Source organism: Streptomyces sp. NPDC017520, assembly GCF_044329855.1.
Taxonomy (GTDB): Bacteria; Actinomycetota; Actinomycetes; order Streptomycetales; family Streptomycetaceae; genus Streptomyces.
In genome coordinates this window covers 324,845-341,365 of record NZ_JBIRKB010000003.1, presented here as the reverse complement: position 1 = coordinate 341,365, position 16,521 = coordinate 324,845, and the positions used below count along the sequence as shown (strand labels likewise).

Here is a 16,521-nt window from a genome sequence, read left to right as displayed (position 1 = left end):
CAACGACTTCCGCGGCCCTGTGCCGCGGGTTCCGCACAACACCCGAACACACAAGGAGTGATGCACCATGCGCAAGACCCTGGCCACGGCCGCTACCCTGGCACTCGCCGGCCTCGGAGTCATCCTTCCCGCCGGAGGGGCACAAGCGTCCGACACATGCAACCGGGCCTACCAGACGGCCCTGGGCGGCTACTTCTACGCCTACTCCGGCGACCACTGCAGCGGCTACCTGGGCAAAACCACGAGCTGGGACTCGGACTGGGGCAACAGCTCCGGACCGTTCCAGGGCGGCGACACCAACAACGCCCAGTCGATCCTGCACAAGGGCACGTCCGGGCTGGCCGTGCAGGTCATCAACGGGACCGGGCAGGACTGGGGCGGCGGCTACACCTGCCTCACGAAGGGCGAGAAGTACATGAGCGACCTCGGCGGCTTCACGTTCAGCAGCGGAGAGCGCGTCGACAATGGGATCAGCTCCCACCAGTGGATCTCGGAGAAGTCGTGCGGGGACTGGATCCTCGACTCCTGAACCGCCCGCCCTGACCGGCTCGCTCTCTGAACCGCCCGTCCTGACCGGCTCGCTCTCTGAGCCGGTCAGGACGGAGGGCCACCCCCCGGGCCCCCGGCTCACGGCGCCGGGGATGGCGTGCGCGGCGTCCGCGTCGAGGCCCGAGCCGGGATCGTCGAGGATCAGCGGGTCGAAGTCCTGCCTCAGGGCTCCAGGCTCCGACGTGCTGGCTCACCTCGGGGTAACCACCCACTATCAAGTGCGTACTTGATAACCCCCAGGCCTGCGACCAGCATGATCCGCATGGCAAAGAACACTGTTGAGAAGACCCCCGTCACGCTGCTGGGCCTCGGCGCGATGGGCACCGCACTGGCCCGTACCTGGCTTGCGGCCGGCCACCCGCTCACCGTCTGGAACCGCTCCCCGGCCCGCGCCACGGCGCTCGCCGCCGAGGGGGCAGAGGTCGCGGCCAGCGTCACCGAAGCGGTCGCGGCGAACACCCTTGTCGTGGTCTGCCTGCTGGACGACGCCTCGGTCGCCGAGGCGCTGGCCGGCACCGACCTGGCCGGCAAGGACCTGGTCAACCTGACCACCAGCACCCCTGCCCAGGCCCGCGCCCGCGCCGAGTGGGCCATTGAGCGTGGCGCCCGTTACCTGGACGGCGGGATCATGGCCGTCCCGCCCATGATCGGAGTCCCGGAGGCCGGCGGCTACGTCTTCTACAGCGGCTCGCCGGAGCTGTTCGAGCGACACCAGCAGACCCTGGGCGTCCCGGTCGGCACCACTTACGTCGGCGAGGACGCGGGATTCGCGGCCCTGCACGACGTGGCCCTGCTCAGCGCCATGTACGGGATGTTCGCCGGTGCCGCGCACGCCTTCGCCCTGATCCGCAAGGAGGACATCGACCCCGCGACGCTCGCCCCGCTGCTCGCCGACTGGCTCGTCGCGATGGCCCCGTCCGTTCACCAGACCGCCGACCAGCTGCGGAGCGGTGACTACACCAAGGGCGTCGTCTCCAACCTCGGCATGCAGGTGGCCGGTACGCCGACCTTCCTGGACACCGCCGCGCAGCAGGGGGTCAGCCCGGAGCTGCTCAGCCCCTACTTCGAGCTGATGCGCCGCCGCCTGGCCGAGGGCAGTGGCGAGGAGGACCTGACGGGCGTGGTCGACCTGCTGGTGCGCTGACCGGCCACTTGCCGCCTGATGGCTTCCGCTCGCCAGGACCGCGGACCCGAGTCTGCGCGTCGAGGCCAGGTCAGACGGGTTTGAGCAGGTCGCGGAGGTTGCTCATGTGGGCCTTGACGTCGGCGATCTCGGCTGGGCGGATCGCGTTCCCTTCGTCCGCTGAGTGGGCGTGGCGGCAGGGGCGGCAGAGGCCGTCGGGGAGGGCTTCCGGCCGTCCGGGGCGTCCGCAGTCGGTGCATTCCACGAGGAGATGGCGGTCAGCGGCGGGGCTGACGGCCGGGGCGGGCTCGGTGGGAAGCCGGGGTGGGACCTTGTCGGTGAGGCGGCGGCGGACGAAGCCGAGAGGGCTGTCGACGTGTGCGGGAAGCCCGGCCGTCAGCGCACTGGTCAGGTAGTCGACGCTCACGCCCCGGGCGAGCCACTCCGCAGCCTGTGCTTCCAGGGCGGCGCAGTCGTCGGCGGAGAGGGCGAGTCGGTGGTCGTCGCGGCCGAGGCGGGCCAGGGCGATGTAGGCGGGGGAAGGGCCGGCTGCGGGGACGCGGGACGTCGCCCGAACCGGTCCCAGAGCAGGCGGAGTTGGCTCGGCGTCCGGGGCCTGGGCCGGGGTGCGCTGGTGCGGTACGGCGGTGGGCTCGGAAGCCTGATCGGTACCGGGGCGCTCCGGAGCGGGCGGAGACGGCGGCTCCTCGCCCGGGACCCACGGTGGCGGCGGTGCCGTGTCGGAGGTCTCCGGCACAGGGGCTGCGGCCAGGACGGCCTGCTCGGTAGCGAGGTACGCGTTCCACCACGCGTTGTCGCGCGCGGTGCGTGACCAGAAGGTGCGGAAGACCCAGCGGGTCTCGTCGCCCGCACCGACGACCGGGCACCGGACGCGCCGCAGGGCCCGGCGACGGACAGGCTGGTCAGGGAAGTGGAGATGGCCTGTTGGCCGTAGAGCGGGAGCTGCTTAGCCAGCGTCTTCACGCTCATCGCGGCACCCTCGGGAAGGTGATCGACGAACCCGGCGACATACCGCTCGCGGGCCGGGAGGAGCGCGAAGTCGTGTGGCGTACGAGCCTGTTGGTCCGGTGCGGAGCGTTTGCCGTAGCCGGGCTTGGCCATCGGGTACGCGGCGGAGAGTGCGGGGGCGTGCAGGGCGGAGCTAGGGTGCTTGGTAGCCAAGGGATCGTCTTTCTAGGGTATCGATCTTGCGGTGAGACCCCGGCCTGGTGTGGCAACACCGGTCGGGGTCGTTTGGTTCTCGCACCGTAAGCAGTCGTCACGCTGCGCCGCAAGCTGTCACGATTAGTCATACTTGCTGACCGTGACGAGGGCGGGAAGGTAGGGGAGGTTTCCCCAAACCCCCTCTTCTCCCTACCGGTTAAAGAAGGAGCTCGAACCCCGGGCCCCGCATCCCGACGCCCGAAGCCCGGCACCCGAGCTTCGGGCCGGGGACCCACTCACGTACCCCCGCAAGAGTGAACCGGTCGTGTGAGCCGGGAGGACGGGTGTGCCGCCGCGGCTGCCTCGGGTGAGGAGGTGTGGCAGTACGGGCCCGGGTTTCTGTGGGAGGAGGTCGAGCAGGTCTGGTGGGAGTACGAGTCGGTGGGGCAACCGACGCCGGGCAGTTCGGGCTGACCGTGACCGGCCGAGGCCAGCAGGTATGGCTCCGGGGCCCCGCCGAAGCCATCCGGCCCAACAGGTTCTAACAGGCCCCCGGAACAAGCGGGTTGCCCGCCCATCGCCGCTCGCCGTCCTCCCACTCCCCGGTCGGCCGGAGGCCCGCCGCCGTGGCCACCGCCTCGGACGCGGCGTGGTCGGGGTGGACGTGGGCGACGAGCTCCCGGACGCCCCCGGCCGCGACCAGGTGCGCGGCCAGGCCCTTCGCGGCCTCGCTCGCGTAGCCCCGGCCCTGCCACGGCGTCCCGACGACCCACGCGATCTCCGCCCGGGGGCCCCGGACGGTCGCCTGCACGTATCCGGCGAGGCTTCCGTCCGCGCGGACCCGGAGCACCCAGTTCCACCACAGCTCCCCCGGGGCCGGCGAACCGGCGCTCTGCCGCTCGTAGCGGGACCGCAGCGCGGCCGGGTCCGGCGGGCCGCCGCCGGTGAACACGTAGAGCGCCGGGTCCGCGAGGACGGCCGCCATCTCGTCGGCGTACGCCGGTTCGAGCGGGAGCGCGTCGAGGCGGGCGGTGGTGAAGGGCGGGGGCGTGATGGTCGTCAGCACGGTGCCCGACCCTACGCTGACCCTGCCGACCACCGGCCCCGCCCAGCCCCGCTCCTCCCAACCCCGCTCCTCCCAGCCCCGCTCCCCCAGCCCCGCTCCTCCCGACCCGCTCCTCCCAGCCCCTCACCGACTCAGCCCCTCACCGGCTCAGGCGCTCACCGGCTCAGACGCTGGAAGCGGCGCACCGCCAGCGGCAGGAACACCAGCGTGATCACGAGCGGCCACACCAGGGCCATCAGCAGGGCGTGCTCCTCCACCCAGGTGCCGCCGCCCGCCACGGGGTTGCCGAACAGCTCTCGGGTGGCCGTCGCCGTCGAGGAGATCGGGTTCCAGGCGGCGATCGTGCCCAGCCAGCCCGGCATCAGGGACGGGGCCACGAAGGTGCTGGAGATCATCGTGACGGGGAAGGCCACCGCGTACAGCCCGCCCGCCGCCTCCGGGGTGGGCACCAGCATGCCGAGCCAGACGCCCACCCAGATCAGGCTGAACCGCAGCAGCAGGAGCAGCCCGAACGCCCCGAGGCCGGCCAGCACCCCGCCGTCCGCGCGCCAGCCGATCAGCAGCGCGGTGACGGCCAGGATGGTCAGTTCGGCGGCGGCCACCACCAGGTCGGCCGTCCCTCGTCCGGAGGCGAAGGCGGAGGGAGCCATCGGCATGGACCGGAAGCGGTCGACGACCCCCTTGGCGGCGTCGGTGACGACGGCCACGGCGGTGTTCATGAAGCCCATGGCCATGGTCATGGCGAACATGCCGGGCATCAGGAACTCCCGGTAGTCCCCGCCCCCGGGCACCTTCATCGCGCTGCCGAAGACGTATCCGTACAGGAGGACGGAGAGGATCGGGAAGCCCAGCTGCCAGACGACGGCGGAGGGGTGGCGCTGGTAGTGGGTGAGGGTGCGGCGGGTGATGTTCCAGCAGTCGGAGACCGCCCAGAAGACAGAGCCGTGGTTGCGGACCGGGTCCGTCGCAGCCTCAGCGGGGTTCCTTTCGCGTGTCGTCATGCCGTCGCCACCTCCGCGGAATCGTGGTTATCGGTGCCGTGGTTCCCGACGGCGAGTTTCCCGACGTCGTGTGCCGTGCCGTGGCCCGTCAGGCGCAGGAACACGTCGTCCAGGCTCGGCCGGCGCAGCCCGATGTCCTCCACCGCGATCCCTGCGTCCTGGAGGCTCCGGGCCACCTCGGTGAGTGCGGCCACCCGATCGGCGACCTGGGCGTGCACCCGGCGTGCGGTGGCGTCGGTGACGACGAGCCCGCCGCCGGCCACCCGGTCGACGGTCCGCGCCACCGCGTCCAGATCTCCCGCGTCGGCGGCCACCACCTCGATCCGGTCGCCGCCGACCCGGTTCTTCAGCGCGTCCGGGGTGTCGTCGGCGATGGCCCGCCCCCGGTCGATGACGGTGATGTGCGAGGCGAGCCGGTCCGCCTCGTCCAGGTACTGCGTGGTCAGCAGCACGGTCGTACCGCCGGCCACCAGCGCCCGGACCGCGTCCCAGACCTCACCCCGGCCTCGCGGGTCCAGCCCGGTCGTCGGCTCGTCCAGGAAGAGCACGTCGGGCTGGAGGATCATCGAGGAGGCCAGATCGAGACGTCGGCGCATGCCGCCGCTGTACTCCTTGGCGCCCTTGTCGGCGGCCTCGGTCAGGTCGAACCGGTCCAGCAGTTCTCCGGCGCGCCGCCGGGCCCGGCGGTTGCCGAGGTGGAAGAGCCGCCCGAACATCTCCAGGTTCTGGCGGCCGGTGAGGCCTTCGTCGACGGCCGCGTACTGGCCGGTGAGCCCGATCCGGCTCCGTACGCGGCGGGGTTCGCGCGCCACGTCGAGCCCGGCGACCTCCGCCCGGCCCGCGTCGTACCGCAGGAGCGTGGCGAGGATCCGCACGGCGGTGGTCTTGCCCGCCCCGTTCGGGCCGAGCAGGCCGTGGACGGTGCCGGGGCGTACGGCGAGGTCGAACCCGTCGAGCGCCCGCTTCTCCGTCCCGCCCTTCCCCCGCCCCGGGTACCGCTTCACGACGCCTTCGGCGAGCACCGCGTACCCGGACGCGGACCCCGACCCGGTTTTAGGCATGAGCATGCTGCAACCTCCTGTTCCTCGGACCGACCGGAAGCTAACTGAGTACACCGTACCCTTGTTTGGGTACAGCGTACTCCGATACGGGTACGGCGTACCCAAATCTGCGCCGGAGCACTACGCTGGCCTCATGGCGAAAGACGGATCGACAGCGGCGACGGACGGCACGGCCACCGGGAGCGGCGACCTCGCGCGCAGCCTGGAACTTCTGTGGGGCACCGGGGACCGCCCCAGCCGCGGCCCCAAACCGGGGCTCTCGCTGGACCGGATCGTCACCGCCGCCATCGCCGTCGCGGACGCGGAAGGGCTGGCCGCCGTCTCCATGCGCCGGCTCTCCACCGAGCTCGGCACGGGCACGATGTCGCTCTACCGGTACGTTCCCGGCAAGGCCGAACTGCTGGACCTGATGCTCGACCGGGTGCTGGGCGAGCCCCTGCCCGCGGACACGGAGCATCCTGTCGACGCGCCACCCACCGACACGCAGCATCCTCTCGACGCGCCCCCCGCCGACACAGAGCTTCCCGTCGACGCGCCCCCCGCCGACTGGCGGGCGTCCATCGACGCCATGGCCCGCACCTACCTGGACAACCTGCGCGCCCACCCCTGGCTGCTGAAGATCAACCAGGCGCGAACCGTGCTCGGCCCCAGCGCCCTGCGCGGCCTCGAACTCTCCCTCACCGCCCTGCGGTCCATGGGCCTGCGCGACCCCGAGCTGATCGGCGTGATCATCACGGTCAACAGCTTCGTGGAGGGTCTCGCCCGCACCCAGGCCGACGCGGCGGAGGCGGTACGGCAGACCGGACTGAGCGACGAGGAGTTCTGGGACAACCAGCGTCCCTACCTGGAGCGGGCCATGCTCAGCGGCGCGTACCCGATGATGGCGAACATGGCGGAGGACACGTTCAGCGCCGAGTTCGACCACTTCGAATTCGGGCTGCGACGGCTGATCGCCGGCTTCGAGGCCCTGGTCGCGGAACGGACGCCGGACGGGCCCACGGACCAGGCCACGGACCAGGCCACGGATCAGGTCACGCACCAGGCCACGGACCAGGCCACGGACCAGGTCACGGGGCGGACAGCGGCCCGGAAGTGACAGCGCTCCCGGCCCGTGCCCCAATGGATATATGGACGCCAGCCGGGAGCTCGCTCCTTTCGTCAAGCAGTACGCCGTCCTGCTGAGCACCCACCGGCAGGACGGGACCTCCGTCGGCACACCGGTCAACATCGCCGTCGAGGGCGACCACGCGTTCATCCGCACGTTCTCGTCCGCCTGGAAGGTGGAGCGGATGCGCAACCATCCCCAAGTGGAGATCGCCCCCTGCACGGTCCGGGGCAGACCCACCGGACCGCAGATCAGGGCACACGCACGGCTGCTGCGGCCGGGCACGAAGGAGAACACGCACGCGGCGCGGATGCTGTCGCGGAAGTACCCGGTCGTGCAGGGCGTGCTCGTCCCGCTCGCGCACCGGCTGAAGCGGGACCGGACCCTGCACTACGAGGTGTGGCCGGTGACGGACGACGACATCTGAGCCCGAGCGAGCGCGAGCCCTCCCGACGGCGGTCGAGGCGGGCGAACCCTCCGACGGCGGCTGCGGCAGGCGAGCCCTCCAACGGCGGCTGCGGCGCGCGAACCCTCCGACGGCGGCTGCGGCGCGCGAGCCCTCCGGTGGCGGACGGGCCCTGTCCTGCCCCCCGTGCGCCTATCCGCGCCGCCGCCGCTTCAGCGCCAACCAGAGGGCCGCGGCCCCGACGAGGACGGCGGCCCCGAGCGCAGCGTTGCCGCCGCCCTCATCCGCGTCGCCGGCGCTCCCCGGGTCGCCGCCCTTCGAGGGGGCCCCTGAACCCTCGCCGGACCCGGCCCCTTCGCCGGACCCGCTCCCCGGCCCGCCCTCCGTCTCCACGCGGACGACCTCGCTCCGGGCCCCCTCCGAGCCGAACATCAGGGCCGAGCCGTCCGCCGTGTACGTCACCGACTCGGCCTGCCGCTGGAAGGGGGCGGCGACCGACCGGTCCTCACCGAGGCGGCCGTTCTCGAAGGCGTACACGCGGGCGCTGAAGTAGGAGCGCAGCACCAGCCGGGTCCCGTCCGGCGAGAAGGCCCCGTCCGTGACCCACGGCACCTCGCCGACCCGCCGGAACACGTTCGGAGAGTCGGCGGTGAGCTTCGCGGGGCCCTCGTAGAGGCCGCCGCCGTCCTCGTTCTTGGAGGCGATGTAGACGCGGCCGGTCTTCGGGTGGACCATCAGCGCCTCGGCGTTGCGGGCCCCGTCGGCGTACGTCACGTCGTACTGCACGGCCGTGACCGTGGCGTCGCGCAGGGTCTTCGGCTCGGGGAAGCGGTAGACCCAGACGTGGTCCCAGGTGCCGTCGAGGTTGTCGCCGATGTCACCGACGTAGAGGTCGCCGTCCGGCCCGATCGAGATGCCCTCGACGTCCCTCGGCTCCCCCACGCCCCGCATCGTGATGGTCGCGAGGGTCTTCCCGGTGCGGGAGTCGACGGCGTAGACGTAGGGGCCGTCGTCGCTGTCGTTGTGCGTCCAGTAGACGCCGGGGTGCGCGCGGCTGGCGGCGAGGCCGCTGGACTCGGTGATACGGGGGTCCTCGATCGTGAAGTCACGGTCGGGCCGTCCGTCGTCGGCCACGGCCGGACCGGCCCCGGCGAACAGGGGGAGGGCGACGGCGAGAGCGGCGGCGAGGGTGGCGGCGGCGCGGCCCGCCGGGCCGGTCGGATACGAGCGCATGGCTCAAGTGTCCATCGTCACGTCGCAGGCCGGAGCCGTGATCGGCCATGATGACGCCATGCGTTTTCTCCCGGTCGGCGATTCCATGACCATCGGCGCCACCGGCGACTTCACCTGGCGCTACCGCCTGTGGCAGCACTTCGAGGCGTTCCCCGGCCTCCGGTACGAGATCGTCGGCCCGCGCACGACGCTGTTCGACATCGAGGCGAACGCCCCCGTCTCCCACGCGTACGCCGACCCGTCCTTCCCGCCCCCCGCCCGCCGGCACCTGTCCGGCTGGGGCGAGGGCTGGCTGCACATGGCCCCGGTGATCGCGGACGCGGTACGGGCGGCGGACGCGGATGTCCTGCTGGTCTCGCTCGGCCTGATAGACCTCGGGTTCTACACGGACGCCGAGCAGACGGCGGCCAACGCCCGCGCGTTCATCGCGGCGGCCCGCACGGCCAACCCACGCCTGCGCATGGTGCTGCTCCCGGTGATACCGAACATCCGGGCCGTGACGGACGCCCCCTTCGCCGCCTCCTGCGCCCGCTTCAACGAGCTCCTCGCCAAGGCCGTGGCCGACCTCGACGAACCGTCCTCACCACTCCTGCTGGCCTCGCGCCCCACGGCGTACGACATCCGCGCGGACACCTACGACGGCACCCACCCCGGCCCGACGGGCGAGCACAAACTCGCCGCCGCCTTCGCCGACGCGATGCACCAGGCATGGGAACTGGGCGGCCCGTACGCGGGCCGGCCGGTTCCGGCGCTGCCCTTGCCGGCCTGATCAGCCCTCGCCCGACGCGCCGCTGACGTTCCCGTCGGCCGAGGGAGCCTCGGCCACCACCCGGGCTCGCGCACCCCGGTGCGTACCGCCGGGGCCCCGGGCTCCGACCGCCCCCCGGCTCACCCCGCCGGCTCACCCGCCGACCGCGATCCCAGCATCGACAGCGCCAGCTGGGTCAGCTCCCCCGAGACCTCCCCGGGGCGGGCCCGGCGGCTGCGGCGGGTGTGGTGGGCCATCAGCTCGTGGACCGTGCCGACCATCACCATCACGTCGACCCGGTGGTCCCGGTCCTCCGCCTCGCCGCGCTCCACCGCCCGTTCGGCCTCCCCGGTCAGGAACTCCGTCCACAGGGCCCGCCAGAGCTTGCAGTGCTCGTCCACCACGGCGCTCACACCCAGCACCTCGACGAACGTCACCCGGGCCTCGCGCGGGTCCCTGGTGACGGCCTCCACGTACGCGTCGAAGAGCAGTTGGACCCGCTCCGCGATCGAGCGATTCTCGATGCCATCGATCTGGAGAGCCTTCTCCGCCGCCCGCAGCCCGGTCGTCGTGACCCGGTTGTGGAGGGCGATGAGCAGTCCCTCCCGCGAGCCGTACTCCTGACGCAGCACCTCGACCGGCACACCGGCCGCCGCGCACACATCGTGCTCGGCGGTGGCCCGGTATCCGTTGACGCCGTACAACTCCCTGGCTGCTTCCAGAAGTTGTTCGCGCGCCTGCGTGCGCGCGGCATCCCCGGGCCCGGTCCGTTGAACCGTCCAGCTCTCCGCCACCGGTCCTCCTTGAGCGCAAGGTGCGGGAGAGGGGCCTGCGCGCCTCTGCACGAACCGCCGCCCCATTGTGCTCGCCCCACCGCCGCCGGACGGCCACGCCACACCCATACGGGGGAATACCCGCACGCGGAAACGCTTCTTCTTTACGCGCCCCGCGTGCGCCCCGGCTGCACCCCGAACTCATCCGGCACTCACCCGCCTTCGTCCGGCACTCACCCCGCGACAGCCCGGCAGAGCCCGCCAGAGGGTCGACGGGGCGCCGCGAGCCCCGCCTTGAACGCGTTCAAACAGCTCTGACACCATGGTCGTAGCTGCTGCCCCGCTGGGGGCGTGCCGCGTGCATCGCTGTGCGCAAGGGGGGACTGGACAGTGGAGAAGAAGCGTCCGTACGGCCTGTCGCTGCTGCTCTCGACGGTGATCCTGCTGCTGGAGGCGGTGCTCGCGCTCGTCGTGTCCGTCCTCCACGGCCTGACGCGGCAGTCGTGGGCCATGACCCCGACCGGCGGCTCGCCGCTGTCCGTGGTGCTGCTGCCCTTCCTCGCGCTGTTCGCGGCCACGGCCGCCGCCGCGCTGTCGGTGGCCTTCGTCCTCCCCACCGCATCGCTGAGCGACGTGCTGGGGCGCCGGTTCGGCGGGCGGGAGACGTGGTGGGTTCCGGCGGTGGCGGCCGCAGTCTCCCTCGTCCTCCTGGGCGTGACCACCGCCGTGACCGGCTCCATGGAGCCCGCCGGCTTCGCCGGGGGGTGGCTGCTGACCACGGTCGCGCTCACCGTTCCGGCGCTGGTCTGCCGCTCGCGCCGGAAGCGGGTCTTCGGCCCGGTGTTCCTGTGGGGGCTGACCAGTGTGGTCCTCACCGGTGTGCTCGGCGGCGTCGCGTTCGGCACGGGCGTCCTGACGATGTACCGCCCGCCGTCCGTCGCCCGCGCCGAACTGGTGGGGACCTGGTCCGACGGAAGGGGCGGGCGACTGACCCTCACAGCCGACGGCCGGGCCACGGTCTCCGGCCTCGACGGCGCCTCCGGCGCCTCCGGTGAACGCGGCGACACCTGCGTGGGGGACGGCACCTGGGGATACGGCACGGGAACGAGCCGCCACTCCCGGGGAGTCGGCGTGGACGTGGCCACCTGCGGCCGGACTCTCTGGGACGTCGGCGGCACAGGGGGCCGGCCCACCCTCCACCGGGTCGTCGTGCGGTCGGCCGATCCGGACGTAGTGGACCGTTACGAGCTGAGCAGGACGACGTCGCCGTGAAGGACAAGCGTCTCTTCGGGCCCGCCGGGCCCCCCGGCTCGTGACGGCTCGTGACGGATGAGGACGAAAGCCGACGGAGCCGGAAGCGGCCCCGCCGGCCACGGCCCCCGGCTCAGCCCTTGACCGTGAACTCTCCCCGCAGCAGGTCCTCGTCGCGGGACGACGGGCCCACCAACAGCTCGAAGCGGCCCGGCTCCACGACGCGGAGGCCCTCCGCGTCCACCAGGGTGCAGTCGGCCGCCGGGAGTTCGAAGAGGACCTCCCGCGATTCCCCGGGGGCCAGCGCCACCTGACGGTAGGTTTTCAGCTCCTTCTCCGCCCAGGTCACCGAGGTCACCGTGTCGCTCACGTACACCTGCACGGTCTCCAGCGCGGGCCGCGTCCCCGTGTTGGTCACCGTGATCCGGGCCCGTACGGTCTCCGACACGTCGACCACCGACGTCAGCACCTCCAGCTCCGCGTACTCGACCGTCGTGTAGCTCAGCCCCTCGCCGAACGCGAACGCCGGGCGCTGGGTGAGGTCCGCGTAGCGCGAGCCGTGCTGGCCGCGCACCTGGTTGTAGTACGTCGGCTGCTGGCCCGCGTGCCGGGCAAAGGACAGCGGCAGCCGGCCGGTCGGCTCGATCAGGCCGAGCAGCAGCTCCGCGACCGCCCGGCCGCCGAGCATCCCCGGATTGGCCGCGTACACGATCGCCGCCGCGCCGAGCGCGGACGGCGGCAGCACCAGCGGCTTCGAGCTGATCACCACGACCACCAGCGGCTTGCCCGTCGCCGCCAGGGCGTCGAGCAACGCCACCTGGTCGCCGACGAGTTCGAGCGTGGCGGTGGACTTGCCCTCGCCGATCAGCTCGATCCGGTCGCCCACGACGGCCACCACATGGTCGGCGGCCTCGGCGGCGGCGACGGCCTCCGCGATCAGCCGGGCGTCGGGGGCCGCCGGGACGACCACCTCCGGGCGGGGCTGGCCGTCCGGGAAGAACGCGCCCTCCGGGTCGGGGCCCACGTCGAGGATCCGGGCCCCGGGTGCGTACGCGACCGTCCAGTCGGCGGGCACGTGGTCGCGGAAGCCGTCGAGGACGGTACGGATCATGGCGCGCGGCTGGCCGTCCGGCAGCCAGTCGGCCTGTCCCGAGGAGCCCGCCCAGTCGCCCAACTGGGTCTGCGCGTCGTCGGCGTTGGGGCCGATGACCGCCACCGTACGGGGACGGGGGCTGCCGGAGGCGAGGGGCCTGCCCCGGCCCGACTCGTCCGCCGTCAGACCGCCTGCGAACGGCAGCGTGCCGTCATTGGTCAGCAGCACCAGCGAGCGGCGGGCCGCCTCCAGGTTCAGCTCGGCGTGCGCCCCGCTGCCGATGACCTCGGCCTGCCGGGCCGCGTCGGGGTGGCGCGGGTCCTCGAAGAGGCCCAGCTCGAACTTGAGCGTCAGGATGCGCCGTACGGCGGCGTCGATGTCCGCCTCCGCCAACTCGCCCTGCGCTACGGCCTCCTGGGCCCCGGCGAAGAAGTTCGACGTCGTCATCACCATGTCGTTGCCGGCGCGGACCGCCGCCGCCGACGCCTGCGCGTAGTCGGCGTAGATCTTCTGCTCCCACACCATGCGGCCGACGTTGTCCCAGTCGGTGACCAGGGTCCCGGTGTAGCCCCACTCGCCGCGCAGCACCTCGTTGAGCAGCCAGTTGTTCACGGTGATCGGCACGCCGTCCATCGACTGGTAGCCGAGCATGAACGTGCGGCAGCCCTCCTTGGCGACCCGCTCGAACGGCGGCAGGAACCAGGAGCGCAGCTTGCGCCGCGAGATGTCGGCCTCGCTGGCGTCCCGGCCGCCCTGGGTCTCCGAGTACCCGGCGAAGTGTTTGGCGCAGGCCAGGATCGCGGTCGGGTCGGCCAGGCCGTCGCCCTGGTAGCCGCGCACCATCGCGGAGGCCAGCTCGCCGATCAGGAACGGGTCCTCGCCGAACGTCTCGCTCACCCGGCCCCACCGCAGGTCCCGGGTGATGCAGAGCACCGGCGAGAACGTCCAGTGCACCCCGGTCGCCGCGACCTCGATCGCCGTCGCCCGGGCGATCCGCTCCACCAGCTCCGGGTCCCAGGTGGCGGCCATGCCGAGCTGCGTCGGGTAGATCGTGGCCCCCTCCCAGAAGGAGTGCCCGTGGATGCAGTCCTCGGCGACGAGCAGCGGGATGCGCAGCCGGGTCTTCCCGGTGAGCACGGCGGCCTCGCTCACCCGCTCCGGCGAGGCGTGCAGGATCGAACCCGCGTGCAGGTCCTCGACGAGGTGCCGCACGCCCTCCTTGGCGTTGAGCTGGAGCATCTGGCCGACCTTCTCGGGCAGCGTCATGCGCCCCAGGAGGTCGGCGACCCGCTCCGCGACGGGGAGCGCGGGGTCGAGGTACGGCGGCTTGAGGCCCACAGGAGTTCCTTTCACGAAAGCACTCCGCCGTACCGTACGCTCAATCCCGACCGCTTGGTAAGTATTGAGGGAACCGGGATTCGCTCCTGTGAGAATCTGGGCCGGAGCGAAGCGAAGCCGAGCGGAGCGGCAGTGCGAGAGAAGCCGAGCGGCAGTGCGAGAGAGGTGTCCGATTCCGATGACGGTAGGTACGGGTTCAGGGAGTTCCACAGGCCCAGCGGGCCTGGCCGGTTCGGCGGGTGATCGCGCGTGACCTCCGGGACGCCGCGCGGCTACGCCAAGGGCCGGGCCAAGCGGACCGAGATCCTCGACCAGGCGATGGCCCTGTTCGGCGAGGCCGGCTACCGGGGCGCGTCGCTCCGGGTGATCGCCACCCGCTGCGGCATCTCCCACCCGGGTCTCCTCCACCACTTCCCGACGAAGGAGGCCCTGCTCCTCGCCGTGCTCCAGCATCGCGACGACGTCGACGACGCGTGGCTGGCGCTGGGTGTGACCCGGGGCGTCGACCATCTGCGCCGGCTGACCGACCTCGCGGAGCTGAACGCGAAGCGGCGCGGGATCGTCGAGCTGTTCTCGGTGGTCGCGGCGGAGGCCACCTCCCCCGACCACCCGGCGCACGCGTACTTCGAGGCCCGCTACCGCACCTCGCTCGCCAATACCGAACTGGCCTACCGCCAGGCCCGGGAGGCGGGCGAACTCCGGGAGGACGTCGACCCGTCGGCCGCCGCGCAGCAGCTCATCGCGCTGATGGACGGCCTCCAGATCCAGTGGCTGATCAGCGACTGCGCGACGGACATGGCGGGCGTGCTGCGGGCCCACGTCCAGACGCAGGTGACCGTACGGCTCTGACGGACCTGGACCTGCCGATCCTCCCGGCCGGGCAGCAGGCCCCGCCGAAGCCCCGCCCCACGGCCGGGCAGCAGGCCCCGCCCGACGGCCGGACACCCCGCCCCGATCTTCGAGCGCTCCACGGACGCCTCGGTCGAGGACGTACGGGCGGTGCTGGCCCGCACGGTCGGCCCCGGCAACGAGGCCGGCGTCCGGGTCTCGCGCCCCTCGGACGCGCCGGCCGCCCGCGCCGCCGCCGACAAGGGGCTGACGGCCCTGATGCTCGGGCTCGGCGCGGTGGCCGGCGATCCGCGCCTCGCGCCTGCACCCGACGGTGGCGCTGAACGCGACGTGAGGCGGCCGCCCTGGCGGGGCGCCGAGCGCGACCTGAGGCGGCCCACCCGGGCGGGAGCGCTGAACGCGACGTGAGGCGGCCCGCCCCGGGCGGCGGAGGCGGTCAGGGGCTGACCCGCTCGATGCCCCGGCGCTCGGCGATCTTCGCCATGGTCAGGCAGTACAGCGGGGCGAAGACGAGTTCGAGGACCAGGGCCTGCCAGGGTGCGTCGGCGGCGGTGCTGGTGTCGTCGAGCTCCCCGAAGCCCGCCGCCAGGCCGAAGGCCAGCACGTTGTTCGCGACGTGCAGGACGATCACCGCTTCGAGTCCGCCGGTGCGGATCACCAGCCAGCCCCACCACAGTGCCGAGTAGAGCAGCAGGAGGAAGCCGGAGAGCTCGCCGAACCCGTGGGCCAGGGCGAACAGGAGGGACGCCAGCACGATCGCGGGCCAGGGTGAACGCACGACCCGGCCCATCGCCTGGACCAGCCAGCCCCGGAATACGTACTCCTCGGCGGCGGCCTGGAACGGGACGAGCGCCAGCACCACGGCCAGGCTCAGCAGAAAGTAGGGCCAGCCCGGGAAGCCCGTACCGGACTCCGTGAGCGGTTCCGCGTCCCAGGTCCAGGCGATCAGCAGCCCGATCTGCACGGCCATCAGCGGGAAGCCCACGGCCGCGCAGCGTCCGAGCCAGCCCCAGCGCAGGCGCCCGACGACGGAGGACACGGTCCCGGCCGGCCGCCGGCCGAGACCGCGGGCCACCCACAGGACGATGGGTATGCCGACCGCGATGCCGACGAGCGAGACGGCCAGTTCGGCGACCGGGTCCTCGAAGAAGAGTTCGCTGTCCGCCGAGGCGGGCCCCGCGTCCAGCATGTCCGCGATGATCGCGCCGACCACACCGACCGCCACCGTGCCCAGCACGACCAGCAGGAGGGCGACCAGCAGCTCGCCCAGCCAGCCGAACCGTCCGCCGTGCCCGTTGCGCCCCTGCTCGTCATAGCGGGAACCCGAGGGCGCACGCACCGGCCCGGTCGGCGGGCGGCTCCACTCCGGGGGCCGGTCCCAGCCCTGCCACGCGGGGCCGGTCGGGCGGGGCGGCTCGGCGGAGGACGGCGGCGGGGCCCAGGGAGACGGAGGATGCGGGGGCGGTGGCGTGTCAGAAGGGGGGTTCACACGAGCGATCTTCGGTCGCCGCACCGGGACGGGTCAACGCGGTACGTGGACGCAACACGCTGGCCGCGGCCTGTGCAGGCTTACTGACTGGTTGCAGTGACAGCAAGGCATCAGGACAAGGCGAGAGGAACGACGTCGCCAACCGGCGAGTGTCTCCAGAGGTCCGCGCTCGCCAGGTAGCTGACGCCTGGGAGGGTTCCGAAGCGGCAAAGGCCTGGGGCGAGGGCTACTACCCCATGGGCGGCACAGTCGAAGCACCTGAGGAAGGGTTT

14 protein-coding genes and 3 pseudogenes are annotated in these 16,521 nt (G+C 72.5%); 9 read left to right on the top strand and 8 right to left on the bottom strand.

What is annotated here, in order from left to right:
• The first annotated feature begins 67 nt into the window (after positions 1-67).
• Together ACH4KB_RS09365 and ACH4KB_RS09360 are read left to right on the top strand one after the other, a co-directional pair.
• On the top strand, positions 68-529 hold the full coding sequence (locus ACH4KB_RS09365) for a hypothetical protein (protein WP_398065217.1): 462 nt from the start codon (positions 68-70) through the stop codon (positions 527-529).
• A 282-nt stretch (positions 530-811) separates the two neighbouring features.
• Complete coding sequence (locus tag ACH4KB_RS09360) at positions 812-1,693, top strand: NAD(P)-dependent oxidoreductase (protein WP_398065215.1); 882 nt, start codon at positions 812-814, stop codon at positions 1,691-1,693.
• A gap of 70 nt (positions 1,694-1,763) precedes the next feature.
• On the opposite strand, the pseudogene ACH4KB_RS09355 reads toward ACH4KB_RS09360, so the two are convergent.
• Positions 1,764-2,794: pseudogene (locus tag ACH4KB_RS09355) on the bottom strand (MarR family transcriptional regulator).
• A gap of 369 nt (positions 2,795-3,163) precedes the next feature.
• On the opposite strand from ACH4KB_RS09355, the pseudogene ACH4KB_RS09350 reads away from it, so the two are divergent.
• Positions 3,164-3,381, top strand: a pseudogene (locus ACH4KB_RS09350) (methyltransferase); the annotation flags it as partial.
• Here ACH4KB_RS09350 and ACH4KB_RS09345 read toward each other — a convergent pair.
• From ACH4KB_RS09345 to ACH4KB_RS09335, 3 genes are all read right to left on the bottom strand, one after another.
• Positions 3,378-3,902 (bottom strand): GNAT family N-acetyltransferase, encoded by a 525-nt coding sequence (locus ACH4KB_RS09345; RefSeq protein WP_398065213.1) that lies wholly within the window; start codon positions 3,900-3,902, stop codon positions 3,378-3,380. The pseudogene ACH4KB_RS09350 and the gene ACH4KB_RS09345 sit on opposite strands and share 4 nt — an antisense overlap.
• A gap of 155 nt (positions 3,903-4,057) precedes the next feature.
• A complete protein-coding gene (locus ACH4KB_RS09340) occupies positions 4,058-4,903 on the bottom strand; it encodes an ABC transporter permease (RefSeq protein ID WP_398065211.1) in 846 nt (281 codons plus the stop codon).
• Positions 4,900-5,970, bottom strand: a complete 1,071-nt coding sequence (locus tag ACH4KB_RS09335) for an ATP-binding cassette domain-containing protein (RefSeq protein ID WP_398065209.1) — start codon at positions 5,968-5,970, stop codon at positions 4,900-4,902. The genes ACH4KB_RS09340 and ACH4KB_RS09335 overlap by 4 nt, the downstream gene beginning before the upstream one ends.
• A 127-nt stretch (positions 5,971-6,097) precedes the next feature.
• On the opposite strand from ACH4KB_RS09335, the gene ACH4KB_RS09330 reads away from it, so the two are divergent.
• A complete protein-coding gene (locus tag ACH4KB_RS09330) occupies positions 6,098-7,060 on the top strand; it encodes a TetR/AcrR family transcriptional regulator (RefSeq protein WP_398065207.1) in 963 nt (320 codons plus the stop codon).
• A 31-nt stretch (positions 7,061-7,091) separates the two neighbouring features.
• Positions 7,092-7,496, top strand: coding sequence for a PPOX class F420-dependent oxidoreductase (locus tag ACH4KB_RS09325; protein ID WP_398065206.1), 405 nt, complete (start codon positions 7,092-7,094; stop codon positions 7,494-7,496).
• Between the two features lie 171 nt (positions 7,497-7,667).
• Here ACH4KB_RS09325 and ACH4KB_RS09320 read toward each other — a convergent pair whose 3' ends face one another.
• The gene (locus ACH4KB_RS09320) at positions 7,668-8,708 is read right to left on the bottom strand and encodes a WD40 repeat domain-containing protein (protein WP_398065204.1); all 1,041 of its coding nucleotides are present in this window, start codon (positions 8,706-8,708) and stop codon (positions 7,668-7,670) included.
• Here ACH4KB_RS09320 and ACH4KB_RS09315 point away from each other — a divergent pair.
• A complete protein-coding gene (locus tag ACH4KB_RS09315; RefSeq protein WP_398065202.1) occupies positions 8,707-9,477 on the top strand; it encodes a GDSL-type esterase/lipase family protein in 771 nt (256 codons plus the stop codon). The genes ACH4KB_RS09320 and ACH4KB_RS09315 overlap by 2 nt on opposite strands.
• 119 nt (positions 9,478-9,596) lie before the next feature.
• On the opposite strand, the gene ACH4KB_RS09310 is transcribed toward ACH4KB_RS09315, so the two are convergent.
• On the bottom strand, positions 9,597-10,250 hold the full coding sequence (locus tag ACH4KB_RS09310) for a TetR/AcrR family transcriptional regulator (RefSeq protein WP_398065200.1): 654 nt from the start codon (positions 10,248-10,250) through the stop codon (positions 9,597-9,599).
• Between the two features lie 369 nt (positions 10,251-10,619).
• On the opposite strand from ACH4KB_RS09310, the gene ACH4KB_RS09305 reads away from it, so the two are divergent.
• Positions 10,620-11,501: a hypothetical protein gene (locus ACH4KB_RS09305; RefSeq protein WP_398065199.1), complete on the top strand. Its 882-nt coding sequence runs from the start codon at positions 10,620-10,622 to the stop codon at positions 11,499-11,501.
• A gap of 112 nt (positions 11,502-11,613) precedes the next feature.
• Here ACH4KB_RS09305 and ACH4KB_RS09300 read toward each other — a convergent pair whose 3' ends face one another.
• Positions 11,614-13,911, bottom strand: a complete 2,298-nt coding sequence (locus ACH4KB_RS09300) for a glycoside hydrolase family 3 N-terminal domain-containing protein (protein WP_398065621.1) — start codon at positions 13,909-13,911, stop codon at positions 11,614-11,616.
• 249 nt (positions 13,912-14,160) lie between these two features.
• On the opposite strand from ACH4KB_RS09300, the gene ACH4KB_RS09295 reads away from it, so the two are divergent.
• The gene (locus ACH4KB_RS09295; protein ID WP_398065197.1) at positions 14,161-14,760 is read left to right on the top strand and encodes a TetR/AcrR family transcriptional regulator; all 600 of its coding nucleotides are present in this window, start codon (positions 14,161-14,163) and stop codon (positions 14,758-14,760) included.
• A gap of 90 nt (positions 14,761-14,850) precedes the next feature.
• A pseudogene (locus ACH4KB_RS09290) lies at positions 14,851-15,042 on the top strand (ABC transporter permease); the annotation flags it as partial.
• A gap of 154 nt (positions 15,043-15,196) precedes the next feature.
• Here ACH4KB_RS09290 and ACH4KB_RS09285 read toward each other — a convergent pair.
• Complete coding sequence (locus tag ACH4KB_RS09285; RefSeq protein ID WP_398065620.1) at positions 15,197-16,099, bottom strand: lysostaphin resistance A-like protein; 903 nt, start codon at positions 16,097-16,099, stop codon at positions 15,197-15,199.
• Positions 16,100-16,521: the final 422 nt, after the last annotated feature.

Bases quoted from the DNA above. Each gene is read 5' to 3' on its own strand.
- ACH4KB_RS09365 (WP_398065217.1), top strand. From the start codon at position 68: ATGCGCAAGACCCTGGCCACGGCCGCTACCCTGGCACTCGCCGGCCTC.
- ACH4KB_RS09360 (WP_398065215.1), top strand. From the start codon at position 812: ATGGCAAAGAACACTGTTGAGAAGACCCCCGTCACGCTGCTGGGCCTC.
- ACH4KB_RS09340 (WP_398065211.1), bottom strand. From the start codon at position 4,903: ATGACGACACGCGAAAGGAACCCCGCTGAGGCTGCGACGGACCCGGTC.
- ACH4KB_RS09335 (WP_398065209.1), bottom strand. From the start codon at position 5,970: ATGCTCATGCCTAAAACCGGGTCGGGGTCCGCGTCCGGGTACGCGGTG.
- ACH4KB_RS09330 (WP_398065207.1), top strand. From the start codon at position 6,098: ATGGCGAAAGACGGATCGACAGCGGCGACGGACGGCACGGCCACCGGG.
- ACH4KB_RS09325 (WP_398065206.1), top strand. From the start codon at position 7,092: ATGGACGCCAGCCGGGAGCTCGCTCCTTTCGTCAAGCAGTACGCCGTC.
- ACH4KB_RS09315 (WP_398065202.1), top strand. From the start codon at position 8,707: ATGGCTCAAGTGTCCATCGTCACGTCGCAGGCCGGAGCCGTGATCGGC.
- ACH4KB_RS09320 (WP_398065204.1), bottom strand. From the start codon at position 8,708: ATGCGCTCGTATCCGACCGGCCCGGCGGGCCGCGCCGCCGCCACCCTC.